Genomic DNA, 26,417 nt, shown 5'->3' on the forward strand with positions numbered 1-26,417 from the left:
TTTTTCGGAGGAAAAATGGACAAACAAATTATTCATTTGAAAAATGACTATACGAATGCTAAACAAATAGAAAGAACATCTCATCCTCTACCTCGACGGAAACATCTAGGTATTATTTTGATTGGAGCCATGTTGCTATTTAGTTTAGCAACAATCAGTGTGGTTCAGTCTTATCAAAATTTGCAAAAACAAATTGCAATGGAGGCTCAAGCTGCACAGAAAAATGCAGCATTGGACCACGATTTGGCTCTTAAAAGTTCAGATATCAGTAAACTCAAAGATCCAACCTTCTTAGCAAAATATGCGCGTGCTAAATTAGATGATTCCCAAGCAAATGAGAAAGTTTTTAGCATTCCAGAACTTGTCAATGGTGGGATAGAGCCGTGATTGGAAAAATAAAATCAATCAGTAAATTTGGACTTTTTGTCCTTTTTTCTGATTCAAAAACAGGTCTTTTACGATGGTCAAATATACCTAAAAGACAGGTGAAATTTAAAACAGGCGATCTTATTAATGTGGAAGTTTTGAAGGAACGGGAAGATGGAAAGGTAGAACTTTCTTTTATCGAAAAAGATTTTAAAGAAACTTTTGGGAGTTTTTTGGAAGAAACTGGAGATCGACTGAGAGATTTAAACACAAAAAACGGGAACCTTAGAAGATTATGACGACAAAAGATGGAAACTTGAATGACGGACGTGCTGTATACTATCAAGGAAAACGCATCGAAGATTTTACAGCAGAGCCAGTTTTTGCACGGACTTTAAAATACATTCAACGCTATTACGAGTTGCAAAACGAAAAAGCAGATCATATGTATGAGGATAAGGGTGTTCAACGTCCTGCAATGTTTCTTCCACCCAAAAGCATTGAAGATTTGGCCAAAAAACGTAAGATTTATGAGGATGTGGCGCGTGAGAGCTTTGGCATGTTAGGACGTACGCCTGATTTTATTGATACTGGCATTGCTGTCCTTGATTATTATGCCTATATTCTTGGAGCAGATCAACGTACGAATTATGCACTCAATGCTAAAAAATGGGGAGAAGATGTTAAGAATAAAGACTTATTTGTTTCCCATGCAATTCAGAATCCTCAAGTAGATCGTTCGAAAAATTTGAATACCTTGCTTGAAGAAGGGCAAGAATTTGCAGCAGTTTGGATCAAAGAAGAGCGTCCAGATGGGGTTCTTGTTCGTGGTGCAAAACAGGTCAATACTTTGGCGCCTTTAGCTGATGAATTAATGGTCTTTAACTTACCGGGGCTCTCATCTGAAGATAAAAAGTTTGCCCTGGCTTTTTCTGTTCCTTTAGCTACTGAAGGTGTGAAAATTGTCTGTCGTAAATCCACAATGCGAGAGGGATTTTCCCTCAAAGACTATCCCCTTTCGGGAGCTTTTGACGAGATGGATGCATTTATCATTTTTGATGATGTCTTTATCCCAAACGAACGTCTTTTTGTTTGTGGTGATGTTGCTTTGTCGAATGCCTTCTTTGAAGGTTCAGGATTTTTTGTGCATACGGCACATCAAGATGAAGTTCGCGGCTATGTGAAGTTAGAATTTGTAACCGGCTTAGCTGTACGCTTAGCAGAAAAATTAGGCTTGACTGAGTTTTTGCGCGTGCAAGAGATTTTAGGAACTTTAACAGTAAATTTGGAAATGATCAAATCCAGTATTCTGGCGAGCGAATATACTGCGTATATAGAAAATGAAGTTTTAAGACCAAATATGCAAGTTTTACTTGCCGTTCGGGCCAGTTTAACAAAGTATTATGATGAAGCCCTTCGGGCCATTGCTGAATTTGCGAGTGGCTCAATCGTTGGCGTGCCAGATTTTCGTGAATTTGAAAATTCCGACATTGCTGACCTTTTGAAAGCAAGTATGAGTAGCCCATTGATTCAGGCAGAGGAGCGTGCCCTTTTGCTTAATTTAGCCTGGGATATTACTGGCGAATCATTTGGGCAACGTCAAAGAACTTATGAATTTCTGCACGGTGGCAATCCCATGTGGATCAAAAATATGCACTGGAAGACTGCAGACTTAAGTAAAGCATACGACATGATTGATAAGGTTTTAGAAAATGCAAAAGCTGAAAAATGAAATGAATATAGCGGTTTGGTTGGTGATGATTATAATGCTCATGCCAGCCTTTTTTATCTTGCCACAAAAGAGTCAAAATGTGAACCTTGATGCTACAGTAAAAAGCTTAACACAAAGCAAGGAAAATTATTATACAGACATACCTTCTCGTGCTGTGACGCTTACTCAAGTCGTAGCCTATAAAGATGCAGCTATGACACAAAAAGTTGGGGAAATTCCGAAGCAAAAACAGCTTGAAATTATAAATTTAAAAGAAAATATGTTTGAATTGTCCAATCATACTTTTGTCAAAGCAGATCCCAAAACGATAGGTTCAGATGTTTTACTGAGCAAAGAGGAGCAAAAGATAAGCGTTTATACAGCAAAAACAGCTGAAGTTTATTATAGTCCGTTTACGACTTATGACAAGGAAGTTTACACAAAGCTTCCAGAAGGTCAAAAACTGCTTACCAATCAAGTTGCCACCACGCATTGGGGTACTTATTATGAGGTTAACTTTAATGGGGGGCAAACAGGATGGATTAGCAAGGAGAACTTGAGGTTTGAAGACCCTAAGATGCTTCAAGCTCAAGAGATGTTGAAGCAAAAATATGACGAGTCAAAGTACTCTATTTATGTTAAACAACTGGATAACTCGTTTACAATAGGTGTAAACCAAAAGCAAAAGATGTATGCAGCCAGTTTATCGAAACTTCCGATTTTGTATTGGACGCAAAAGCGATTAAATGAAGGTCAAGCAACCTTAAGCGATAAATTGCTATATAATACTGCAATTAATACCTTTAAAGGTTCATTTGAAGCTGGTGGAACAGGTACATTACCAGTTATAGCTGACAATAAAAGCTACGCCTTATCAGAAGTTATCGATCGGACAGCAAAAAATTCGGATAATGTGGGAAGCAATCTTTTAGCCTACTATGAAACGGGACAATTTTCTCCGGCTTTTCGAAGTGGGGTTACAAAAATCGCCGGGGAAGCCTGGGACCCGGTTGAGCGAGAAGCCTCAGCTGAAATGACTGGAAGAGTTCTTGAAGCTCTTTATAATGAAGGAGGCTACTCTTTCAATGCTTTATTTGATACCCAATTTGACGATATAAAAATACAAGCAGGCTTACCTAAAAATGTTCGTGTTGCTCATAAAATTGGTGCCGCCGATGCTTATAATCATGATGCAGCTATTGTCTTTGCAAATGAGCCTTATATCTTGGTGGTGGAAACAAAAGGTGGCAGTGACAAGCTCATTTCACAAATTTCCAAGGATGTTTATGAGGTGCTCAAATGAATAGATTTCTAAAACTGGTTCAGCAAAAAGGATTTTTTAAAGAGCACAGACGCGTTTTAGTTGCCTTATCAGGTGGGAAAGATTCAATGACTCTTTTCAACTGGCTTTATGCTTACCGAAAAGAGCTTGAAATTGAGTTGTTTACAGCACATGTAAACTATGGTTTACGCGAGGTTGCAGACTGGGAAGAAGAACAACTGAAGAAAAAAATGGCGGAACTCCAGGTGGAGTTGGAAGTTGCTCATTACGATTCTGGTGAGAAATTCAGCGAAGAAGCGGGCAGAATGATGCGTTATGAGTTTTTTCGCCAAGTTATGGAAGATAAAAAGTGTACCGCTTTGGTCACAGCGCACCACAAAGGAGATCAAGTTGAAACAGTCCTCATGCGTGAAATCACAGGACGCCGTTTACGCCATTTGACTGGAATCCCTGAGCGTCAAGTTTTTGGTTCCGGTGAATTAATTCGTCCTTTGCTTACTTTTAATAAAGCAGATTTTGATGCGGAGGAATATTTTGAGGATGTCACCAATGCAGGAACAGACTACTTGCGCAATCGTATACGTAATCAATATATACCAGCTCTTACACAGGAAAACCCACAGTTTTCTGAGGCGATTATAGATATGTCGCAAGAAATAAGCTTGGCTTTTTCAGTCATCAAAGATAAGATAGCAGAGTTAGACATTATCAAGAACGAAATCAATCTCAAAATCTTCCTTCGACAATCGAAGGCTTTGCAACATTTTATTCTTCAAGAATACTTAGAAAAATTTCCTGACCTGCAAGTTTCTAAAGCAAAATTTTCAGAACTTTTATGGATTATTGAGCGACCGCAGCAATACCGTTCGGAATTGTCAAGCGCCTATTTTTTTGTGAAAAATGCCCAGCATTTCATGATTGTTCCGAACCAACCTTCCCCTAAAAAAGAAATCGACATAAGGGAGGAGGATCCCAAAGACCCAAGTTTCATGCGTATTGATATTCCGATGGAAGGTGATATTGAAATAAGGCAGCGTCAACCAGGGGATTATATTTTAATGAATGGGCATCATAAAAAATTGCGGAAATTTTTTATTGAACAACATGTTCCATTAGAAAAACGCGAAAATCTTTTAATTTTAGTTGAAAAAGATATCTATGCTGTCACTGATTTGACTGTTTCAGATTTGAGTAAAGCCCTTAAAAATGATAAAATGAAAAGGACGCTGTGGGTTAAACCCACTATAAGAGAGGATATTGATAATGCTTGAAAAAGACATAAAAAAAGTACTCATTTCAGAAGAAGAAATCCAGAGTAAAACGATTGAACTTGGAAAAATTCTTGCTGATGAATATAAAGACAAAAATCCATTGCTTCTAGGTATTTTGCGTGGCTCAGTTCCCTTCCTTGCGGAATTAGTTAAACGCATGGATATCCAACTGGAAATGGATTTCATGACCGTTTCAAGCTATCATGGCGGAACAGAGTCTTCAGGTGAAGTAAAGTTGCTTCTTGATGTGGCTACTCCTGTAACTGGACGAGAAATTATTATTGTTGAAGATATCATCGATACTGGCCGTACGTTGAAATATCTGAAAGAGCTTCTTGAACACCGTGGGGCGACAGTTAAAATCGTCACACTTTTGGATAAACCAGAAGGACGCGTTGTAGAAATTGATGCAGATTACACTGGTTTCACAATTCCAAATGAATTCGTTGTCGGTTTCGGTCTTGATTTCGATAACCACTACCGTAACCTCCCTTATGTCGGTGTATTAAAAGAAGAAGTTTATAACAAATAAAAAAACTCATACCAAAGTATGAAAAATGCTCATGATAGGGCTTACTAATAGCAAAAGATACGTAAGTATGCTATAACTAAGAGATAAAAAAATAAAAGGCAAAGAAGAAAATATGAACAATCCAAATCCTAACAACAATAAAAACGGAGGCTTTATTAAAAGCACTCTAGGTTGGGTCTTGCTTGTAATCGTCATTGTTTTCGGTATTAATGCTTTCTTTAGTGGCAATCAATCTAACGTTGATAAGATCAGCTACTCTACATTGATGAGTGACATTAAAGATGGTAATATTAAATCACTGAAAATGCAGCCTAGTGATAGTCTGTTTACAGTTTCTGGCGAATACAAGGATCCTAAACCTGTAGAAGGTAATAATAACCTTCCATTTTTACCAGGCAACAATTCTAAAGTAACGAATTTCCAATCGCTTATTATCCCTACAGACAGCGTGATTAAAGGTGTCCAAACAGCAGCAGAGGAAAAAGGTATCCAAGTGAGTGTCGTTCCAGCTTCAACAAGCGGCATGTGGATTCAAATCCTTTCATACATCTTACCAATGCTTCTCATGGTCGGCTTCTTCTGGCTGATGATGGGCGGAATGGGCTCACGTGGTGGCGGTGGTGCCGGCAATCCAATGAGCTTTGGTAAATCACGAGCTAAGCAACAAGACGCTAAAACTTCAAAAGTTCGCTTTGCAGACGTTGCAGGTTCAGAAGAAGAAAAACAAGAACTTGTCGAAGTTGTTGATTTCCTCAAAAATCCTAAAAAGTACCATGATCTTGGTGCACGTATCCCTGCTGGTGTTCTTTTAGAAGGCCCTCCAGGTACAGGTAAAACTTTGCTTGCAAAAGCTGTTGCCGGTGAAGCAGGCGTACCTTTCTATTCTATTTCTGGTTCCGACTTTGTCGAAATGTTTGTCGGTGTCGGTGCCAGCCGTGTCCGTGACCTTTTTGAAAACGCGAAGAAGACAGCACCATCAATCATCTTTATTGATGAAATTGATGCTGTAGGTCGTCAACGTGGCGCTGGTCTTGGCGGTGGTAATGATGAACGTGAACAAACACTTAACCAACTCTTGGTTGAGATGGATGGTTTCCAAGACAATGATAACTCTGTTATTGTTATCGCAGCGACAAACCGTTCAGACGTTCTCGACCCAGCCTTATTACGTCCAGGTCGTTTTGACCGTAAAGTACTTGTTGGCGCTCCTGATGTTAAAGGACGTGAAGCTGTACTTCGTGTGCATGCAAAAAACAAACCACTTGATTCAAGTGTTGACCTTAAAGTTGTGGCACAACAAACCCCTGGTTTTGTTGGAGCCGATCTTGAAAATGTCCTCAATGAAGCTGCTCTCGTGGCCGCACGTCGTGATAAAAAAGTTATCGATGCCTCAGATATTGATGAAGCACAAGACCGTGTTATTGCAGGACCAGCTAAGAAAGATAAGAAAATCTCTGAACGTGAACGTGAAATGGTGGCTTACCATGAAGCAGGGCATACAATCGTTGGTTTGGTTCTTTCAAATGCTAATACTGTCCATAAAGTTACTATCGTTCCACGTGGCCGCGCCGGTGGATATATGATCGCTCTTCCTAAGGAAGATCAATTCCTCCTTTCAAAAGAAGATATGCAAGAAAACCTTGCAGGTCTTATGGGTGGTCGTGCAGCTGAGCAAATTATCTTTAATGCTATTACGACAGGCGCTTCAAATGACTTTGAACAAGCTACACGTATCGCTCGTGGTATGGTGACACAATACGGTATGTCAGAAAGACTGGGTACAATCAGTTACGAAGGCAGTCAAGCTGTATTTATTGGACGTGATTACGGACAAACAAAAACTTATTCAGAAGCTACAGCACAAGCTATTGATGAAGAAATCCGTGCAATTACGAAAGAAGCTTACGATAAAGCTGTTGAGATTATCCAAGCTCACCGTGAACAACATAAAGCTATTGCGCTTGCCCTTCTTAAATACGAAACATTGGATGCTAAACAAATCATGTCTCTTTATAAGACAGGTAAAATGCCAGATGATGTTATCGAACACGAAAATGAGCCTGTAGAAGCAAAATCATTCGAGGAAGTCCTTGAAGATGCCAATAAAGCTCAAGAAGAAGCAGCTAATGAAAACAAAGAAGATAAAACAGTCGAATAAGACTGTTTTTTTCTAAACTCGAATATTTAGGCTCTAAATATTCGAGTTTTTCTTTGACAAAAAAGAAAAATATGGTATACTAATATAGTTGTCACTTAACAAGTTCTATCTAAACACGAATGTAAAAGAAATTATTTAGGAAAAACCACAGTTTATTCTTGACTTATTTCTAAATTAGTGTATAATAGAAAAGTACTGTTCGAGAGGGCAGCGCAATAATAAGATGGTCCGTTGGTCAAGGGGTTAAGACACCGCCTTTTCACGGCGGTAACACGGGTTCGAATCCCGTACGGACTATTTTTGGAGGATTACCCAAGTCCGGCTGAAGGGAACGGTCTTGAAAACCGTCAGGCGGGTAAAACCGTGCGTGGGTTCGAATCCCACATCCTCCTTTTTATTATCGCGGGATGGAGCAGCTAGGTAGCTCGTCGGGCTCATAACCCGAAGGTCGTAGGTTCAAATCCTGCTCCCGCAATTAATTATTAAATTACATTTTTGGCTCGGTAGCTCAGTTGGTAGAGCAATGGATTGAAGCTCCATGTGTCGGCGGTTCGATTCCGTCTCGCGCCATTTGCGGGTGTAGTTTAGTGGTAAAACCTCAGCCTTCCAAGCTGATGTTGTGAGTTCGATTCTCATCACCCGCTTTATTTTTTATGAAAGCATAAAAAATACTTCTCAAATATGAGGGAGCATAGCTCAGTTGGTTAGAGCACTGTGTTGATAACGCAGGGGTCCGAGGTTCAAATCCTCGTGTTCCCATATTTGGTATTCATTGCATAGGAGATACACCTGTTCCCATGTCGAACACAGAAGTTAAGTCCTATAACGCCGGAAGTAGTTGGGGGTTGCCCCCTGTGAGATAAGGTAGGTGCCAAGTATTGCGGATTAGCTCAGTTGGTAGTAGCGCATGACTGTTAATCATGATGTCGTCAGTTCGAGTCTGACATCCGCAGTCCCAAGACAATCTAAGGGTTGTCTTTTTTTATTTTATATGCAAATATGAAACCGCTAACTCTTTTACTTGAAAAAGACCTCGGAACATGTTAGTATATGTATATAGAAAAGCACTGGAATGTGCGAGTTTACTCAAATTTTTGACCGACTATATTTGTATTGCATAGGGGTTCAAGAGACATTCGATAGCGTTAAGACTCTGAATAAAGTAAGAGCAGCTGATCTGAAGCGAGAACACCCACCTGGCTTCTTGGCGGGTTCAATACTGGAGTAAGCATACGGCATTCAATCAGTGTTTTTTTTTGTGCATTTATAAATATTTTTTATACTCCTGGTTCTTCTCTTAGTATCTGTCGTTATCGGTTTAAAAGGCTATAAAACGTCTTTATAAGCTTTCTTAACTTGGTTCATATATCCATTTTACTATAGTCTATAAAAGACGCAGAATGAGCTTATATGGAGCTGTGAAGAAGGGGTGAAATAAATACAAAAATTCTTGCATTTTTTACTGAAAGTGCTATACTAATAAAGTAAGTTATTACATGTGAATAGCCTCCTTAGCTCAGTTGGTAGAGCAGTAGACTCTTAATCTATGGGTCGCAGGTTCGAGCCCTGCAGGGGGCACTATAAAGTAAACAGTCTCGTCTTTTTGACGAGGCTGTTTTTTATTATATCGAATGAAGATGAGGAAGTCATTTTACTAATGGTATGTTATCTTACTTATCTGAGCAATAAACAGTCTTTGGTGTAGAAGCCATAGGATAAGTCTCTTGACAAAGATAGACCTCTGCCTTTACAATATAAGAATGAAGAGTGTTGAAACCCGTGGGCTTGTCCTATATACTAAAAATTATCGTGAAAAGGATAAGTTGGTTAAAATTTTTACCGAGTCTTTTGGTAAGCGCATGTTTTTTGTTAAAAATTTTGCGCGTTCTAAATATGCCAGCAGCCTACAAAACTTTACGGCTGCAAGTTTAATGGGAACAATCAATGATGAAGGTTTTTCCTTCCTTGATGATGTGAGTGAAGCTGTAACTTACAAGCATATCAGTGAGGATATTTTCCTCAATGCTCATGCTTCTTATATTATTAGTCTAGCCGATGCAGCAATTCCGGATAACCAATATGATTCCTCTCTTTATGCTTTCGTGATCAAGTGTATGGACTTGTTGGATCAAGGTTTTGATAAAGAAATTATTACCAATATTTTCGAAATCCAAGTTTTAAGTCGTTTTGGAGTGGCTCTAAATTGTACGGAATGTGCTTTTTGTCATAGTAAGCAAGGTCCGTTTGATTATTCCTATAAATTCAACGCCTGCCTTTGCAAAAATCACTTTGATGAGGACATGCGTCGTTTACATCTGGATCCTAACGTCCTTTATTTGGTTCATCTTTTTCAGGAAATATCTTTAGATCAACTCGAAAAAATATCTGTTAAAAGAGAGATGAAGGAGAAGATACGTTTATTTATTGATGGTATCTACGACGAGTATGTCGGTATTCATTTGAAATCTAAAAAGTTTTTAGATGGCATGAAAGATTGGGCCGACATAATGAAAGAATAAAAAAAGCAATCCTACGAATGCTTTTTTATTTTTTTTAAACGTGGATAGGTAATCCATCAGCAATTTCAGCTGTATCCATGATTGCTTCACCAAGTGTTGGGTGAGGTTGGATAGTCAATGAAATGTCTTTTGAAGTCAAACCATTTTCGATAGCTAGGGCAAGACCTGAAATCAAGTCAGAAGCTCCAGGACCAACGATTTGAGCACCGATAACGGCACCTTCTTTGTTCTCTGTAATCAAACGGATGAAACCAGTTGTATCGTCCATTGAGATAGCACGTCCGTTAGCCGCAAATGGGAATTTGCTGATTTTAACTTGATCCATGCGGTCTTTTACAGATTCAGGTGTTTCACCTACAGTAGCCAACTCTGTTGTTGTATAAGCAACAGCAGGAAGGGCGATATGCAAGTCAACAGCGTCTTCTCCGCCTGCAATGGCAGCAGCAGCAATCTTAGCTTGGAAAGATGCTTTGTGTGCGAGCATTGGGCCAGGAACAACGTCACCGATAGCATAGATATGTGGTACAGAAGTTTGGAATGAGTCGTCGACTTCGATAAGGCCACGATCTGTGAGCTTAACGTCAGTGTTGTTAAGACCTAACATGTCAGTGTTTGGACGACGACCTACAGATACGAGTAAGTAGTCACCAGTAACAGTTTGTTCTTTACCATCTACTTCGAAAGTCAAGGTAACGTCTGTGTCTGTTTGAGTAGCTGATTTTGCCATAGCAGAAGTATAGATTTCTGAACCGGCAGTTTTTACACGGTTAGCAATGATATCAGACATTTCTTTGTCAAAGCCATTCAAGATGTGATCTAAGCCTTCAACAATAGTAATTTTAGAACCTAGCATACGGTAGGCACCACCAAGTTCAGAACCGATAACACCACCACCAACAATGATCAAATGTTTAGGAATTTCCTTAAGGTTAAGCGCACCTGTTGAATCAATAATGCGTCCGCCGTAAGGGAAACTTGGGATTTCAATTGGACGTGAACCTGTAGCAATAATTGCATTTTGGAAGTTCAACAATTGGAAGCCGTCTTCTTGTTCCACGTTAATTGTTTCATTATCAATGAATTCAGCTGTTCCTTTAATCAACTCAATTTTATGCTTTTTCAAAAGCATTGCGATACCGCCAGTGAGTTGTTTCACAACTTTTTCATCTTTCCATGATTGAGCAGCTGCCCAATCCAGATTTACTTCACCGTTAGAAAGACCAAACGGGCTTTTGCCTGCTTCTTGTTTAAGCGCGTCTTGATAGTGGTGTCCCACGTTAATCAAGGCTTTTGAAGGGATACAACCAATATTAAGGCAGACCCCACCTACGTTATCTTTTTCGATAACAACAACTTTTTTACCAAGTTCAGCCGCACGAATCGCCGCAACGTAACCGCCAGGGCCTGATCCAATGACAACTGTATCTACTTCAGTGGCTTGTGCACCAACAACCATAATTATTCTTTCCTCTTTTCTTCTTAAACTTCCATGAGCATGTAAGCTGGATCAGCCAAAAGACTCTTAAGATAGTTCAATGAACCTTGTCCGAGCATACCATCGATAAGACGGTGGTCATAGCTTACAGAAAGCTTCATGTTTTGACCAACAGCTAATTCACCTTCAGCATTAACGATTGGTTCTTTAACGATTGAACCAAGGCCGAGGATCATAACGTCAGAGCCATTGATGATTGGTGTGAACCAAGTACCACGGGCAGAACCAATATTTGAGATTGTGATTGTTGAACCACGCATTTGGTCGGGTTTGATAGAACCAGTACGTACGGCTTCAGCGAGTTCAGAAATTTCTTTAGCAATTGTAAAGATTGATTTCTTATCCGCATTTTTAATCACAGGTACATAGAGTCCGCTTGGCGCATTTACGGCGATACCGATGTTTACATCATTGTGGTAAACAATATCTGTACCGTCGATAGAAGCGTTAATTTCTGGGAATTTCTTAGCTGTCGCAGCCAAGGCTTTAGTCACGTAAGCAAGGTAAGTAAGTTTAACGTCTTGTTTAGCCGCAATTTCTTTGTATTCTTTACGGTGAGCAACAAGTTTAGAAACTTCCACTTGGTCAAAGTTAGTAACCGCTGGAATATTTGCATTTTGTGTGCTCATCGCGTTAGAGATAGCTTTACGTGTTGGTGTCATTGGTTCACGACGATCGCCTTCAGCTGCTTGTACAGGAGCTGGAGCTGGTTTAGGAGCGGCAGGTTTAGCTGCATCAGCTTTCGGAGCTGGCTTAGCCTCAGTTGGAGCAGCAGCTTTAGGAGCAGCTGCGCCAGAAGCAAAGGCTTTAACATCTGCCAATGTTGTGTGGCCGTGACGACCTGTAGATTGAACTTGAGTTAAATCAATACCGTGTTCACGCGCATAGTGACGTACAGATGGCATCGCAAGTACACGTCCATCGGCAGTCGTACGTGTGGTAGCACCGCCTTCAGCTTTAGGAGCAGCTGCCGGAGCAGTATCAGCAGTTGGAGCGGCTTTCGGAGCTGGTGTAGCGGCAGCTGTAGAACCATTACCATTGTATTCGATAAGTGGAGCGCCAACTTCAACAGTTGTTCCGGCTTCAACAAAGAGTTTTGTAACTTTACCAGAGTAAGGAGACAAGATTTCTTGCATCAATTTGTCGTTTTGTACTTCAGCAACAGGGTCGTCTTCTTTGACGTCGTCTCCAACTTTTACAAGCCAGTTGGCGATATCGCCTTCGTGCATCCCTTCACCGATATCAGGCATGGTGAAGATTTGAGCATCCCCTGAAGGAGCTTCAGAAGCAGCAGCGGGTGCCGCATCTGCAGTATCAGCTTCGCTTGAGCCATCTCCATCATATTCGATAAGTGGAGCGCCAACTTCAACAGTTGTTCCAGCTTCAACGAAAAGTTTTGTTACAGTACCAGAGTAAGGAGACAAAATTTCTTGCATCAATTTGTCGTTTTGTACTTCGGCTACGGGATCGTCTTCTTTAACGACATCTCCGACTTTTACAAGCCAGTTGGCGATATCGCCTTCGTGCATGCCTTCGCCGATATCAGGCATTTTAAAAATTTCAGTCATAATCTACTACCTCTTTCACTTTTTTCACAATATCGTCTGCTTTAATTGCCCAGTCATTTTCGGCTTGAGCAAATGGGAAGATAGAATCTGGCCCAGCTACACGGCCGATAGGTGCTTTAAGTGACAGAACGAAACGTTCTGAAATTTCCGCCATAACGTTAGCAGCAATACCAGCTGTACGTTGTGCTTCTTGAACGACAACAACACGCCCAGTTTTTTCAACTGTTTCACCGATTGATTTGATGTCAAGTGGTGAAACGGTACGTAAATCAAGAACTTCAGCGCTAACACCTTCTTTTTCGAGTTGTTCAGCAGCCTTGATAGCCAAAGGCACTGTACCACCATAAGCGATAATTGAAACGTCTGAACCTTCTTTAGCTACAACGGCTTGGTCCAAAGGTGTTGTATAGTAACCTTCTGGAACTTCACCCTTCACAGAACGGTAAAGATGTAAGTTTTCAAGGTACATTACAGGGTCATTATTTTCAATGGCTGCCAAAAGGAGACCTTTTGCATCAGCCGGATTTGAAGGCATAACCACACGGAGTCCAGGAATTTGAGCAAAGAGACCTTCAATAGAGTCTGCGTGCATTTCAGGTGTTTTTGTACCGATACCATAAGGTGTACGGATAACAATTGGGTTATGACGTGTGTTGTTAAAACGGTAACGTGTACGAGACATTTGCCCAGCAATTGAGTCAAAAACTTCATAAACAAATGTACCAAATTGGATTTCCATAACAGGGCGGAAGCCTTGAGTGGAAAGACCAATTGCTAAACCACCAATACCAGATTCAGCCAAAGGTGTGTTAAAGACGCGATCTTCTCCGTGTTTAGCTTGGAGTCCGTCAGTTGCACGGAATACCCCACCATTTTGTCCAACGTCTTCACCGAAGATCAATGTGTTTTCGTCACGCTCAAGCGCCAAGTCAAGCGCTTCTGTGATTGCTGCAATATAAGTTTTTACTGCCATGTTTACTTGCCCTCACTTTCAAATTTTGCAATTTGTTCTGCCATTACTTGGCTAGGTACTTCAAGTGTGTTTTTCAAGAAGCTTGAGATTTTTTGTTTTTCAACATTATTTGCTTTCTTGATGTCTGCATCGATACGCGCATCAAGTTCTGCGATATAAGCTTCTTCTTGAGCATCATCCCAGATACCTTTTTCAGTCAAGTAAGTACGCATACGGAGCAATGGTTCTTTTGCCCACCAAGCATCAAGTCCTTCTTGGCTACGGTAACGAAGTGGATCATCACCTGCTGTTGAGTGTGGCTCCAAACGGTTAGTAAGAGCTTCAATAACTACAGGTCCATTACCAGCAACAGCCCAAGCACGCGCTTCTTTAGCTGCCAAGTACATAGCGATTGCATCGTTACCATCTACAACGATAGATGGGGCACCCGCTGCCCAACCTTTAGCAGCCAAGTGAGGTGCTGCTGTTTGAAGTTCACGTGGTGTTGAGATTGCATAACCGTTATTTTGAATAAAAGCAACAAGCGGTGCTTTGTAAGCAGAAGCAAAGTTGATACCTTCATAAGTATCACCTTGAGATGAACCACCATCACCTGTGTAAACAAAGGCAACTGCATCTTTTTTGCGTTTTTTAAGGCCCAAAGCAACACCCGCTGCTTCAACATATTGAGCACCAATGATGATTTGAGGGAACCAAGATTTTACTTCCGCACCTTCATCTGTTGTATATTCGTTACCGAGTTGGTGACCACGAGACCAGAGGAGACCTTTCCAAATTGGCCAACCTTTAGCATAAATTTGTGGCAAGTCACGGTAACCTGGGAAAAGCCAGTCTTCGTCAGTGAAGGCAAAAGCAGAAGCCATTTGAGAAGCTTCTTGACCTGCAGTTGGTCCAAAGAATCCCATACGTCCTTGTTTAGCAAGCTTCATGCAACGGATGTCAATTTGACGGCTAAGAAGCATGTTTTTAAAGAGTTCTACTAAATCTTGATCTGAAAGATCGGCACGTTTAAGGCCTTCTTCGTCAACGATTTTTCCGTTTTCGTCTAAGATTTGGAGCGTTGGAAATGCGCTATCTTGTAATTCTAATTGTTCTTTGAAATCGAGGATTTTTGTGCTGTTTGACATAAATATCTCCCTTTCTTCTTCATTCTTGTTTTTTAAACCAATTCATCAGCTCTAAAAAGCTGTGAAAGTTCTTTGTTTTCAATTGTCCCAAAATACTGACCTGATTTGTTTTTCTCTAAAACATCATAGACAGCATCTGGATTAAACGGAAGACCGATAAAATCTTGTTTGATATCACGCCAGTCACGGACACCAAGGAAATCCCCCAAGAAATTAATATCCGTAATCAGACCATTATCAACGTCAACTTGGATATCGATTGATCCACCAGTAAATTTGGCATGGTTGTTGAAACTGAATTTAGGACTTTCGCCATAATTCCAATCCCAAGTTGAAAATTGTTCATCACGTGCAGCCTTTATACCAGCGAGCTGTTCATCGCTCAGAATATATTCACCATCTTTACCTTGGTCCGTCAAATAGTATTTGAGAGCATCAATAAAAGTATCTAAGTTTAAGTCAGGGGCAAAGTCTTTAATGTTCCCGACACGTGCGCGAACAGATTTAGCAGCCTTAGAGACAAACTTTTCGTCAGAGACATTCAGTGAGCGGATCATCGCCTCCACATCAGTATCCCAAAGTAAAGTACCATGGTGCATAAGGTAACCACCAGCGTAACGTTGAGCGTTCCCCGAAACTTTTTTCCCCGAAATTTCTAAATCATTTCTTCCAGTAATTTCGGCTTCAATACCAAGGGAACGAAGTGCATCATACATGGGTTTCACGAATTGATGAAAGTTGACCTGGGCTGAACTGGCTACGGGAACAAAAAAGGTAAAACAAATATTTCCCTCATCATGATAGACAGCACCACCACCAGATACGCGACGTACAACTTGTACATCATGTTGATCAATATAATCTTGGTTTATCTCAGCAAAAGTATTTTGGTTACGTCCAACGATAACAGCGCGCTTATTTTGCCAAAGGGAAAATACGGGCTCGTCTGCTTTCAAATTGTTTAATAACCAAGAATCCATCGCAATGTTAGTATAGGCATCCTGCCCGAGATAATTGATATATTGCATAGATTCTCCTTCCATTAAAAATATATGTCAAATGTCTTTGACATTGAACACATATAGTTTCATTATATCCCTTGTGAAATAGAAAGTAAAGAAAAATGACTCCGCTATCATAAGTGAATATTATGCTATTTCTTTGAAAAATTTGTGAAGTTAAGGGTGTAAAAAAAACATGCCTTGGCATGTCTTTATGATTTTAAATAATTTTTATAAATGTTGCCTGATGTGTCGTGCTTTTTCAGGAAAATCTGTAAAAATTCCTGCAATATTATGCTGAAAGGCATAACGCATGTCCGTTTCCGAATCAATCCCCCAGAGGCGGATTGGCCGATGATCAGGAGCTAGAAGTTCGGGATACTTTAAAACATACTTTTTTTTCAAATGAAGACTGGACATGAAGTTCTCTACCTTATCTAAGCGGACCTTCTGCAATTTTTTACCTGCAAGATAGGCAATTTCATCTTTTACACCGAGCGCATGAAGCCTTTGAAGTGTAGTGAGGTTAAAAGAAGAGTAGATGATTGTAAAAGGAAGAGTCTCCTGAGCAATCAGTTCCACTACTTTTTCTTCAATGCCAGGATAGTTGATAATATCAGTTTTGAGTTCGATGTTTAAGAAACCAGTGAAATTCTCATTATTCAGGAGTTTTAGAACTTCCTTTAATGTAGGAATAGCTTCTCCCTTGAACTGGCGATCAAACCAAGAGCCGGCATCTAATTGCTTGAGTTCTGCCAGTCTTAAGTCACGGACACGTCCCTTTCCTGAGGTTGTCCGATTGACTTTTTCGTCATGGATGACGACCAGTTGGTCATCCTTAGTCAGATGGACATCGAGTTCAATACCATCCGCTTTGACACGAAGCGCTTCTTGGAAGGCGGCTAAAGTATTCTCAGGGCGGTTACATTTGGAGCCACGATGAGCAAAAATAAGACAAGTATTCTGATTTTTCATATAAGAATCATTTTTCTCTAAGGCCATATCTTTTCCTTCTAAATATTGTATTCTTCCTCAATAGCAGTGACAAAATCATGCATAATTTTATCTCTTTTTTCAGCTAATTTTTTAGCATGTGCTGTGTTCAATAGGTCCTTGAGCAAAAAGAGCTTTTCGTAAAAATGGTTGAGCGTTGTGCCTTGGTTTTGGTGGTAAGTATGTTTATTCTCGAACTTTTCAGGTAATATTTTTGGGTCGTAAAAGGTGCGCCCTTTGGCCCAGCCGTACTCTAAAGTCCGTACAATGCCCCAAGCCCCCATCGCATCAATACGGTCGGCATCTTGGACGATTTGACCATTGATGTCGAGTTCTTTTTTCTCCAAAAGATTGGCAGAATAACTCATATTGTCAATGATGTAAAAGATTTTATCCTGTTTCTCTTTGGAAAAATCTAAGGAGCTTAAGAAGGCTGCAAGATCCTGTTTTTGTTTGGCGACATTGGCACAGAGCTTTTCATCATAGGTATCGTGCAAGTAAGCAGCAGCAATAACTAAATCAGAGTCTGCAAGGGGCTCAGTAGCAAGAATTTGTTTTGCCAGCTTGACAACACGACTGACGTGATCAAAGCCATGTCCGTCATTGTTGTTCTCATGGATTTTCTTGGCATAGGCAGCAATTTTTTCGTGAGTAGTCATAAGTTCTTTTATTCTTTTTATTGAGCATCAAAGTAGTTAATACCCATCGCTGATTTTACTTCGGATAAGGTATTGGCAGCAACAGCGCGTGCTTTTTCAGAGCCCGCTTGAAGCATATCATAAACAGCGCCCATGTCTTTTGCGAATTCGATGCGGCGTTCACGAATTGGAGAGAGTTCACGGTCGAGGATGTCTAATAAATAACGTTTTGTTTTCACGTCTCCTAAGCCTCCAGCTTGATAATGCTCTTTCATCTCAGCGATAGTAGAAGCGTCTTCCTCACGTCCAAAGACATCAAGGTAATGGAAGACCATGTTGCCTTCAATTTTACCTGGGTCCTCAACCTTGATGTGATCAGGGTCTGTGTACATGCTCATCACTTTCTTTTTGAGCGTATCCATATCGTCAGCGAGATAGATACCGTTCCCAAGTGATTTAGACATTTTTGCGTTTCCGTCAAGACCAGGCAGACGTCCTGCCGCTTCATTTTCTGGATAAAGTCCTTCAGGTTCAACTAAAACGTCACAGTGATAGGCATTGTTGAAAGAACGGGCGATTTCGCGACATTGTTCAATCATTGGTTTCTGATCGTTTCCTACAGGGACTAGGTTGGCTTTAAAGGCTGTAATGTCTGCAGCTTGAGCAATAGGATAAACTAAGAAACCTGCAGGAATAGATTCACCAAAGGCTTTTTGAGCAATTTCAGTCTTCACTGTCGGATTACGTTCAAGTCGTGCAAGAGAGACTAAATTCATGTAATACATTGAAAGTTCAGCCAACTCAGGGATTTGAGACTGGATAAAAATGGTGGATTTTTCTGGATCAAGACCAGCAGCCAAATAGTCTAAAGCAACGTCTCCAACAGATTGGATAATTTTTTCTGGTTCTTTAGCGTGGTCGGTAAGTGCTTGCTGATCGGCAAGGAAAACAAACATGTTATATTTTCCTGTGTTTTGTAGAAGCACACGATTTTTAAGTGAGCCAACATAATGTCCGATATGGAGTTTGCCCGTAGGACGATCGCCAGTTAAGATTGTAGGTTTATTCATGACAGTAAGTCTCCTTTTTGATGTACGAATTTTTATAACAAAAAAACCGTAAAGCATTGTAAAAATACTTTACGGGCGTTAGCACGCGGTACCACCGTAATTCGAAATTCTTTAAGAATTTCCTCTAGCTCGTCCTGGGAACGAGTGCTTTGTTAACGGGAGCAGCCGTGATTTATATTGCTTAAAATCATTTTGTTATGATCAGTCCATTCACTTTTCTGAAAACATTGGCTTGCACAACCGCCAACTTCCTAAAGAATTCGTTGAAAAGCTACTCTTCTGATAGTTCAAATTCTACATTTATTTTTTAATAATGTCAAATAAGTCTAAGCCCAATCTCTTGAAAAGGCTATAATAAAATCCTATACTGAGAATATAGGCAAACGAACTATTTATAATATAAAAAGGAGAAAAATATGGCAAATGTATCCACAGCATCAGCACAATGGCAAGGAGATTTAGAAAATGGTTCAGGTACCATCAGTCTAGATTCTTCACAATTATTTACTGACACACCTTATAATTTTGAAGCGCGTGCAGAGCATTCGGCATCAATAACAACACCTGAAGAACTTTTGGGTGCCGCACATGCCGCTTGTTTCAGCATGGCATTCTCATCGCTTTTAAGCGAAAAAGGTTACAAGGTCAATGACATTTACACTCAAGCAGATGTTACCTTTGCAGTAACAGCTGATGGACCTGCAATTACAAAAATCCATCTGAAAAACCAATCTAAAATTGCTGGAATTTCTGATGATGAATTCCAAAAATTAGCCAAAGAAATCGAAACAACATGTCCGGTTTCTAAAGCTTTAGCATCAGTTCCTATTGAACTTGATGCTGAATTAGTGCTTTAAACTACAGTTATTCACATGTGGAAAGCGGCCTCCATAGCTTTCCACATGTTTTTTTGTACTAAAAAGAAGTTGTAAACACGTGTATAACCTTTTGCTCAAACTAAGAGGAGTTGTCAAGATGTGTCAACAAGGTTTACATGTGTATAATAGAGTTTTTGGTTACAAACATAACACTAAGAAGTGAATTGTGTTCGTGTATGTATAATAAATTACTTTATAATTTCGTTTAAGTATCTTCATAGGACTTTTCTATAATTTGTAGTAGAATAAAGAGAGGAATTTCGCAAACCACACCATAATAAAAGAAAAGTAGACCTGCTAAAGGTTTACGCCCTAGAAACGAGGGAGGTGCAAGTATGCAAAAAATGAAAACAAACAAAAACGATGTGCTTAAAGAGTTGGCACAGTTGAATCGTGACGAGCTTTTTGAACGTTTAAACACGAGTTTTACGGGTTTGAACGCTGAACAGGCTGAGGAACGCTTAGACGAATACGGACCGAATGTGGTTGCAAGTCAGCAACCCATTCCCTGGTATATTATACTGCTCCATGCTTTTAAAAATCCATTTGTTTTTGTTCTTGCTTTTTTGGCGGTTGTTTCCGCATTGACAGGAGATATGGAGGGCGCACTTTACATGTTGCTCATGGTTACCGTATCTGCTGGTGTCAGTTTTGTACAGGAATACAAGTCACAAAAAGCTTCAATCGCTTTACACGAGATGATTGAAAATACCACAAATGTTAAACGTGGGGCGGAAAATTTTGAAATCCCAATGGATGAAGTTGTGCCAGGAGATATCATTCAACTTCAAACGGGAGACATGATTCCAGCAGATGCTATTCTGCTCTCACACCGAGATCTCTTTATCAATCAAGCCTCTTTAACCGGTGAATCTTTCCCAGTTGAGAAGCGTTTACCAGAAGATTTAGATGAAGATGAGCAAATTGATTGGGAAGTTACTTCCGCACTTGATGCTCCAAATGTTCTCTTTATGGGAACCGACGTCTTATCAGGAAATGGTGAGATTTTAATCGTTAAAACTGGTGCTTCTACCATGTTTGGTGATATTGCCAGTAAAGCCACAGCAACCAAGGTTGAATCCGCTTTTGATAAAGGATTGAGCCGTGTAAGTCGTCTTCTATTGACCTTAGTTGCGATCATGTTCCCTGTTGTTTTAGTTTTGAACTGGGTAACAAAGGGCGATTTTGAAACATCATTCTTCTTTGCCATCGCTGTAGCCGTCGGTCTTACACCCGAAATGCTGCCTATGATTGTCAATGCCAACTTGGCTAAAGGCGCAGTGGCACTCAGTAAAGAAAAAGTCATTGTAAAAAATCTATCCGCTATTCAGAACCTAGGTTCGATGGATATACTTTGTACAGACAAGACAGGCACAATTACAGAAGACCGTGTCGTTATGGTTGAATACGTAAACTCGCGTGGCAATAAGGCAGATGAAGTATTAAATTCCGCCTTTATCAACTCTAACTTCCAAACCGGTTGGAAAAATCTGATGGACGTTGCGGTCATTGACTATTTTAAAAAATTAGGCCGTGAATTGCCTGATGAAAATATTACAAAAGTAGATGAGATTCCCTTTGATTTCTCACGTCGCCTTTTGTCTGTCGTTGTAAAAACCGACAATAAAAACTTGATGGTCACAAAAGGGGCCGTTGAGGAGATGCAAGCTATCTGTACACATGTAATGGAAGACGGGAAACGTGTTGAAATTACTGAAGAACGTTTAGCAGAGATGAAAGAAGTCAACCGTGAAATGAATATGCAAGGCATGCGTGTTCTGACTATTGCTGAGCGCATTATTTCAGATGATGAACTGGAAGACTTTGACTCTGACAGCGAGCGTGATATGACACTGGTCGGATTTATTGGTTTCCTTGATCCGGCCAAAGAATCTGCGGCCAAAGCAATTAATAGTTTACAAAATCACGGTGTAACTGTAAAAGTGTTGACAGGTGATAATGCCATTGTCGCGCAAAAAGTTTGTGAAGATGTTGGAATTCCAGTTGACCGTTATTGTATCGGCAGTGAGATTGATCTCATGGATGATGAAGAACTGTTCAATACAGCTATGGAAGTGCACCTTTTTGCAAAATTAAATCCCATGCAAAAGGCACGTATTATTGAACTTATTCGTAAAGTTCACACAGTTGGCTTTATGGGAGACGGAATCAATGATGCCCCAAGTTTACGCGCGGCAGATATCGGGATTTCCGTAGACACCGCAGCCGACATCACTAAAGACGCCTCAAACATTATTCTGCTTGAGAAAAGTTTACAGGTCTTGGAAACTGGTGTAACCGAAGGGCGTAAAGTCTTTACAAATATGATGAAGTATATTCGTATCACTTTATCCTCAAACTTTGGGAATGTCTTTTCAGTTTTGGTAGCCAGCGCCTTCTTACCTTTCTTACCAATGCTCAGTTTACAAATTTTAACTTTGAATCTGATTTATGACATGAGTCAACTTTCAATTCCTTGGGATAATGTTGATGAAGAAGACATTGCGCGTCCAGTGAAATGGCAGACCAAAGGCCTCGCTCGTTTTGCCTTTATTGTTGGACCTGTGTCTTCTGTCTTTGACATCATCACTTTCCTTGTATTGTGGTATGTATTTGGCTTCAATACAGTTGCCCACGCTAACCTTTTCCAAGCAGGTTGGTTTGCAGTCAGCTTAGGTACACAAGCTTTGGCTTTCCATATCTTGCGTACCAAAAAAGTACCCTTCTTGCAAAGTCGCCCTTCAGTGCCAGTTATCCTTTCCACAATTGGCGCATTCGTCGTTGGCTTTACTTTGATTTTAAGTTCATATGGATCAATTATTGACTTGGCACACTTGCCTGTTCAATTCTTCTTCTACTGGGGCCTAATTATCCTTGCTTACCTCTTGTTGTTACAGTTTGTCAAAAATGTGTACTACAAGAAATACAACTAATAAAAAAGCTTTACCCTCAGGGTAAAGCTTTTTTATTAGTTTTTGTCTTCGAAATGTTTCACCAGTTGACCAGTAACATCTGTTTCTAGCATCCGATGGATTTGGCGAATCGTTGAAACAATGGCTTCAGGGCTAGAATTACCGTGCGCTTTGATGACAGGTGCTTTGACACCTACTAAAGCTGCACCACCCGCGCTATCGGTACTCATCGTATCTTTGAGTTTACTCAGTTCTTTTTTCACAAGCGCCCCACCGATTTTAGTGGTGAAGCCTCCGTTCATGATACCGTTTTTGATTTGACGCATGAGCACACTTGCAGTGCCTTCGATGGCTTTAAGCACAGCGTTTCCCGTGAAACCATCCGCGACAACGACATCAGCTGCTCCAGTCAAGATGTCCCGCGATTCAATATTCCCGATAAAATTAATATCTTCAATATTTGAGAGCAAAGCATGCGTTTCTTTGATCATCGTTGACCCTTTTGATTCTTCAGAGCCGTTGGAGAGAAGTGCTACACGAGGGTTTTTAACACCACGTACATTGGCCGCATAGTAGCTTCCTAGAATAGCGAAGTCTGCCAGATGCTCAGGTTTATTTTCAGCGTTAGCACCTAAATCTAACATGTCGAAGCCTGTACCATCTGCAGTAGGGAGCGTACTCATAAGAGCAGGACGGTCGATTTGTTTGATGCGGCCGACAATAAACAAGCCCGCAGCAAGCAAAGCACCAGTGTTTCCCGCAGAAAGAACAGCATCAGCTTCACCGTCTTTGACTGCTTTGACCGCACGGACGAGCGAGCTGTCTTTTTTCTTACGGATGGCTTTTACCGGCTCATCGTGGAAGTCGATCAGTTCAGTTGTTGCGATAATTTTTACATTTTTTTCATCTTCTAAATGTGCTTTAATTGCTTCAGGTTCTCCGTAGAGCTGAAACTCAATATTTGGAAATTCTTTTTTTGCTAAATTAATTCCTTTAACGATTGACTCGGGTGCATAGTCGCCACCCATAGCATCAATTGCGATTCTCATAGTGTATCCTCCGATAATTTCTCTGTTTAATTATAACGAAAATATTTTGTTTTAGCCAATATGATTGAGGTTGAAAACAGTCAAAAAAGTATGAGGCAAAGCTCATACTCTTGATTAATGTGCCAAAATGGCTTCAAGCTCAGTTAAGACAGCTGCATCACGGTTGTGCCCAATAACCTTATCGGAAATTTTTAAAACCTCCGGTATAGCATTCTCAACGGCTACAGCGGTACCTGCCAATTGTAGCATTTCTAAGTCGTTGCTTTGATCGCCAAAAGCTGTAAGTGCCTCCGGAGTGGATTGGAGGTGTGTGAGCAAGTGGGAGAGACCTGTGGCTTTGCTGATGCCTGCTGACATGATGTCAATAGAGCGGAAACCGGTCGTTGTTGCACGAATATCGGTCATTTGTACATTTATCCAGTCTTCACATTCACGGATTTGTTCTGGTGGAAACTCTACGCAGACTTTCAATATTTCATCTTCAATATCATGGACGGATTGCACCAATTTTAAATCAGAATAGTAGAGGTTGGCAAATTCGACAAATTGTGGATCGGCTGTTTGAAGTGCATAAGCCCCGTTGAGTCCTGAAAAGAGAACAACATCACGGTGCATGTGTGGATTTTGGCGGACAAGTTCCACGAGTTTGCTGGCCTTATCTTGACCTAAGATACTGCTGTAGAGAATCTCACCCTGGTATTTAACCAGTGCACCGTTTTCCGCACAGAAGGCAACTTGGTCTTGAAACTCGTCAAAGAGTTCTTCTAAAGCCAAAAGTTGACGTCCACTTGCTGCACAAAAAAGATAATTTCTTTTTTTGAACTCTTTTAAAATATCACGTAGACGACTTTTATCGTAGGCACGGTTTTCGTCCAGAAAAGTGCCATCCATATCCGTCGCAAATATTTTCAATTGATTACTCATCTTGTCCCCTTATTAAAAATACTCCGCTTCAAGATAGTCTTGGCGGAGCAACAATTTATTCGTTTAAAGTTTATCTTAATCTTCAGACCAAAGTTCTTTCACTTTAGCTTGGACTTCATCATTAGCCAAGAAGTCATCATAAGTTTCTCCAATACGGTCAATCACGCCGTTCTTAGAAATAACAACGATATGATTGGCCAATGTATTGATAAATTCATGGTCATGTGAAGCAAAGATAATGCTGCCTTTGAATTTTTTCAGTCCGTCATTAAGTGCAGAAATTGACTCCAAGTCCAAGTGATTGGTTGGATCATCAAGAACTAAAACATTTGCACGTTGTAACATCATTTTAGAAAGCATAACACGAACTTTTTCTCCCCCTGAAAGGACAGAAACAGACTTAAGAGACTCTTCGCCTTTGAAGAGCATACGTCCCAAGAAACCACGGAGATAAGTATTATCATCCTCTTCTTTAGTCAAGACAAATTGACGGAGCCAGTCCAAGATAGACTCGTCTGTCGCAAAGTCACGGCTGTTATCTTTTGGAAGATAAGAACGTGATGAAGTAACACCCCATTTAATTTCACCTGTGTATTCGATATCGCCCATCAAGGCACGAATCAAGGCAGTTGTTTGGATGTCATTTTGACCGATAAAGGCAGTTTTGTCACCAGGAGCTAAGATAAAGCTGATGTTGTCAATGACTTTTTCACCATCGATTTCCACGGACAAGTTATCTACGCGGAGTAAGTCATTCCCGATTTCGCGTTCTTGATCAAAACCGATGAATGGGTATTTACGAGAAGAAGGCACAAAGCTTTCCACTTCGATTTTATCCAACATTTTCTTACGTGAAGTCGCTTGTTTTGACTTAGAGGCATTGGCTGAGAAGCGGGCGATGAAATCTTGCAGCTCTTTGATTTTTTCTTCAGCCTTACGATTGGCATCCCCTTGCAAACGCAGGGCAAGTTCAGAAGATTCTTTCCAGAAATCGTAGTTACCAGGATAAAGTTTGATTTTACCGTAATCCAGGTCGGCCATGTAAGTACAAACGTTATTAAGGAAGTGACGGTCATGGGATACGACGATAACAGTGTTTTCAAAGTTGATGAGGAAGTCTTCAAGCCAGTTGATCGCTTGAATATCCAAACCATTGGTTGGTTCGTCCAAGAGAAGAACATCTGGTTTACCGAAAAGCGCGCGTGCCAGAAGGACCTTAACGTGTTCGCCAGAGGTTAGGTTTGCCATGAGGTCATAATGTTGCTCTGTCTTAATGCCTAAGCTTTGAAGCAGTTGAGCAGCTTCGGCTTCGGCTTCGTAACCACCCATTTCACCAAACTCGGCTTCGAGTTCAGCAGCACGCATTCCATCTTCATCAGAAAAGTCTTCTTTCATGTAGATGGCATTTTTTTCTTGAGCGATGGCATAGAGTTTTTCGTTACCCATCATGACAACATCAAGCGGTGTTTGATCTTCATAGTCATAGTGATTTTGACGAAGAACAGACATACGCTCGTTTGGTCCCATTGAAACGTGACCCGTTGTGGGTTGGATTTCACCATCCAAGATTTTTAAAAAAGTTGATTTACCGGCACCATTGGCACCGATTAAACCATAGCAGTTTCCTGCCGTAAACTTGATGTTAACGTCATCAAAAAGCTTGCGGTCAGAAAATTGTAATGAAACATCAGAAACTGTAAGCATGGATATATTTTTCTCCTAGAGTATATTGATTTATAAAAGTTAACTTTTATAAAGGTTATCGCCTTATTCTATCATATTTTCAGTCTTTTTGAAACAGCATAATTTGGGAGAAAGTGTACTTTTAGTTTTGTTTCAGTGTGGCTTTAGCCTAGCTTAAGTCGGGTCCATTATAATATCTTTATTCCAATAAAATTTTTCATAAAACCTACTCCTAAAAGCAGAAAATGTCTGAGTACACTCAGACAT

21 protein-coding genes, 8 tRNA genes and 1 rRNA gene are annotated in these 26,417 nt (G+C 40.4%); 19 read left to right on the plus strand and 11 right to left on the minus strand.

Annotated elements, in window-relative coordinates; translation table 11 throughout:
- The first annotated feature begins 15 nt into the window (after positions 1–15).
- The 17 genes from PYW30_RS00050 to recO all read left to right on the plus strand — a co-directional run bounded on the left by PYW30_RS00050 (position 16) and on the right by recO (position 9,839).
- On the plus strand, positions 16–387 hold the full coding sequence (locus PYW30_RS00050) for a septum formation initiator family protein (RefSeq protein ID WP_003133574.1): 372 nt from the start codon (positions 16–18) through the stop codon (positions 385–387).
- Positions 384–665 carry a S1 RNA-binding domain-containing protein gene (locus tag PYW30_RS00055; RefSeq protein ID WP_003133575.1) on the plus strand — a complete coding sequence of 94 codons (282 nt, stop codon included), beginning with the start codon at positions 384–386 and terminating at the stop codon, positions 663–665. The genes PYW30_RS00050 and PYW30_RS00055 overlap by 4 nt, the downstream gene beginning before the upstream one ends.
- Positions 662–2,098: a 4-hydroxyphenylacetate 3-hydroxylase N-terminal domain-containing protein gene (locus PYW30_RS00060; RefSeq protein WP_042218161.1), complete on the plus strand. Its 1,437-nt coding sequence runs from the start codon at positions 662–664 to the stop codon at positions 2,096–2,098. Before PYW30_RS00055 ends, PYW30_RS00060 begins: the two co-directional genes overlap by 4 nt.
- On the plus strand, positions 2,079–3,380 hold the full coding sequence (locus tag PYW30_RS00065; protein WP_042218159.1) for a serine hydrolase: 1,302 nt from the start codon (positions 2,079–2,081) through the stop codon (positions 3,378–3,380). Before PYW30_RS00060 ends, PYW30_RS00065 begins: the two co-directional genes overlap by 20 nt.
- Entirely contained in the window at positions 3,377–4,630 is a 1,254-nt protein-coding gene (gene tilS, locus PYW30_RS00070) for a tRNA lysidine(34) synthetase TilS (RefSeq protein WP_042218157.1), read from the plus strand. The genes PYW30_RS00065 and tilS overlap by 4 nt, the downstream gene beginning before the upstream one ends.
- Positions 4,623–5,162, plus strand: coding sequence for a hypoxanthine phosphoribosyltransferase (hpt, locus tag PYW30_RS00075; protein ID WP_003133579.1), 540 nt, complete (start codon positions 4,623–4,625; stop codon positions 5,160–5,162). The genes tilS and hpt overlap by 8 nt, the downstream gene beginning before the upstream one ends.
- A 112-nt stretch (positions 5,163–5,274) precedes the next feature.
- Positions 5,275–7,320 carry an ATP-dependent zinc metalloprotease FtsH gene (ftsH, locus tag PYW30_RS00080; RefSeq protein ID WP_042218155.1) on the plus strand — a complete coding sequence of 682 codons (2,046 nt, stop codon included), beginning with the start codon at positions 5,275–5,277 and terminating at the stop codon, positions 7,318–7,320.
- Between the two features lie 225 nt (positions 7,321–7,545).
- A tRNA-Glu gene (locus tag PYW30_RS00085) sits at positions 7,546–7,617 on the plus strand.
- Between the two features lie 5 nt (positions 7,618–7,622).
- Positions 7,623–7,712: transfer RNA gene (locus PYW30_RS00090), tRNA-Ser, on the plus strand.
- 9 nt (positions 7,713–7,721) lie between these two features.
- A tRNA-Met gene (locus PYW30_RS00095) sits at positions 7,722–7,795 on the plus strand.
- Positions 7,796–7,817: 22 nt separating this feature from the next.
- Positions 7,818–7,890: transfer RNA gene (locus PYW30_RS00100), tRNA-Phe, on the plus strand.
- Between the two features lie 3 nt (positions 7,891–7,893).
- A tRNA-Gly gene (locus PYW30_RS00105) sits at positions 7,894–7,964 on the plus strand.
- Positions 7,965–8,005: 41 nt separating this feature from the next.
- Positions 8,006–8,079 (plus strand) — tRNA-Ile (locus PYW30_RS00110).
- A gap of 2 nt (positions 8,080–8,081) precedes the next feature.
- Positions 8,082–8,197: ribosomal RNA gene (rrf, locus tag PYW30_RS00115) — 5S ribosomal RNA — on the plus strand.
- A 2-nt stretch (positions 8,198–8,199) separates the two neighbouring features.
- Positions 8,200–8,273: transfer RNA gene (locus tag PYW30_RS00120), tRNA-Asn, on the plus strand.
- Positions 8,274–8,825: 552 nt separating this feature from the next.
- Positions 8,826–8,898: transfer RNA gene (locus PYW30_RS00125), tRNA-Lys, on the plus strand.
- A gap of 182 nt (positions 8,899–9,080) precedes the next feature.
- Positions 9,081–9,839, plus strand: a complete 759-nt coding sequence (recO, locus tag PYW30_RS00130; protein ID WP_042218153.1) for a DNA repair protein RecO — start codon at positions 9,081–9,083, stop codon at positions 9,837–9,839.
- Between the two features lie 34 nt (positions 9,840–9,873).
- Here the strand turns inward: recO and lpdA are convergent, their stop codons facing one another.
- The 8 genes from lpdA to trpS all read right to left on the minus strand — a co-directional run bounded on the left by lpdA (position 9,874) and on the right by trpS (position 18,704).
- A complete protein-coding gene (gene lpdA / locus PYW30_RS00135) occupies positions 9,874–11,295 on the minus strand; it encodes a dihydrolipoyl dehydrogenase (protein ID WP_003133585.1) in 1,422 nt (473 codons plus the stop codon).
- A 23-nt stretch (positions 11,296–11,318) separates the two neighbouring features.
- Positions 11,319–12,902 (minus strand): 2-oxo acid dehydrogenase subunit E2, encoded by a 1,584-nt coding sequence (locus PYW30_RS00140; RefSeq protein ID WP_014024096.1) that lies wholly within the window; start codon positions 12,900–12,902, stop codon positions 11,319–11,321.
- The gene (locus PYW30_RS00145; RefSeq protein WP_003133589.1) at positions 12,895–13,875 is read right to left on the minus strand and encodes an alpha-ketoacid dehydrogenase subunit beta; all 981 of its coding nucleotides are present in this window, start codon (positions 13,873–13,875) and stop codon (positions 12,895–12,897) included. The genes PYW30_RS00140 and PYW30_RS00145 overlap by 8 nt, the downstream gene beginning before the upstream one ends.
- Before the next feature lie 2 nt (positions 13,876–13,877).
- Positions 13,878–15,002 (minus strand): thiamine pyrophosphate-dependent dehydrogenase E1 component subunit alpha, encoded by a 1,125-nt coding sequence (locus tag PYW30_RS00150; protein ID WP_003133590.1) that lies wholly within the window; start codon positions 15,000–15,002, stop codon positions 13,878–13,880.
- Between the two features lie 32 nt (positions 15,003–15,034).
- Positions 15,035–16,030: a lipoate--protein ligase gene (gene lplA, locus PYW30_RS00155; protein ID WP_042218150.1), complete on the minus strand. Its 996-nt coding sequence runs from the start codon at positions 16,028–16,030 to the stop codon at positions 15,035–15,037.
- Positions 16,031–16,234: 204 nt separating this feature from the next.
- Positions 16,235–17,005, minus strand: a complete 771-nt coding sequence (locus tag PYW30_RS00160; protein WP_042218148.1) for a glycerophosphodiester phosphodiesterase — start codon at positions 17,003–17,005, stop codon at positions 16,235–16,237.
- Positions 17,006–17,016: 11 nt separating this feature from the next.
- On the minus strand, positions 17,017–17,655 hold the full coding sequence (locus tag PYW30_RS00165) for an HD domain-containing protein (protein ID WP_014024099.1): 639 nt from the start codon (positions 17,653–17,655) through the stop codon (positions 17,017–17,019).
- 17 nt (positions 17,656–17,672) lie between these two features.
- Complete coding sequence (trpS, locus tag PYW30_RS00170; RefSeq protein WP_003133594.1) at positions 17,673–18,704, minus strand: tryptophan--tRNA ligase; 1,032 nt, start codon at positions 18,702–18,704, stop codon at positions 17,673–17,675.
- A gap of 416 nt (positions 18,705–19,120) precedes the next feature.
- Here trpS and PYW30_RS00175 point away from each other — a divergent pair, with 416 nt between their 5' ends.
- Positions 19,121–19,561 (plus strand): OsmC family peroxiredoxin, encoded by a 441-nt coding sequence (locus PYW30_RS00175; protein WP_042218145.1) that lies wholly within the window; start codon positions 19,121–19,123, stop codon positions 19,559–19,561.
- Positions 19,562–19,917: 356 nt separating this feature from the next.
- Positions 19,918–22,515 (plus strand): magnesium-translocating P-type ATPase, encoded by a 2,598-nt coding sequence (mgtA, locus tag PYW30_RS00180; protein ID WP_042218143.1) that lies wholly within the window; start codon positions 19,918–19,920, stop codon positions 22,513–22,515.
- Between the two features lie 35 nt (positions 22,516–22,550).
- Here mgtA and plsX read toward each other — a convergent pair whose 3' ends face one another.
- From plsX to PYW30_RS00195, 3 genes are all read right to left on the minus strand, one after another.
- Positions 22,551–23,543 (minus strand): phosphate acyltransferase PlsX, encoded by a 993-nt coding sequence (gene plsX, locus PYW30_RS00185; protein ID WP_017371235.1) that lies wholly within the window; start codon positions 23,541–23,543, stop codon positions 22,551–22,553.
- A gap of 114 nt (positions 23,544–23,657) precedes the next feature.
- Complete coding sequence (locus PYW30_RS00190; RefSeq protein WP_042218139.1) at positions 23,658–24,467, minus strand: Cof-type HAD-IIB family hydrolase; 810 nt, start codon at positions 24,465–24,467, stop codon at positions 23,658–23,660.
- A gap of 75 nt (positions 24,468–24,542) precedes the next feature.
- Positions 24,543–26,171, minus strand: a complete 1,629-nt coding sequence (locus PYW30_RS00195; RefSeq protein ID WP_014024105.1) for an ATP-binding cassette domain-containing protein — start codon at positions 26,169–26,171, stop codon at positions 24,543–24,545.
- Positions 26,172–26,417: the final 246 nt, after the last annotated feature.

Source organism: Lactococcus garvieae subsp. garvieae, from assembly GCF_029024465.1.
In the GTDB taxonomy this organism is placed as follows: Bacteria; Bacillota; Bacilli; order Lactobacillales; family Streptococcaceae; genus Lactococcus; species Lactococcus garvieae.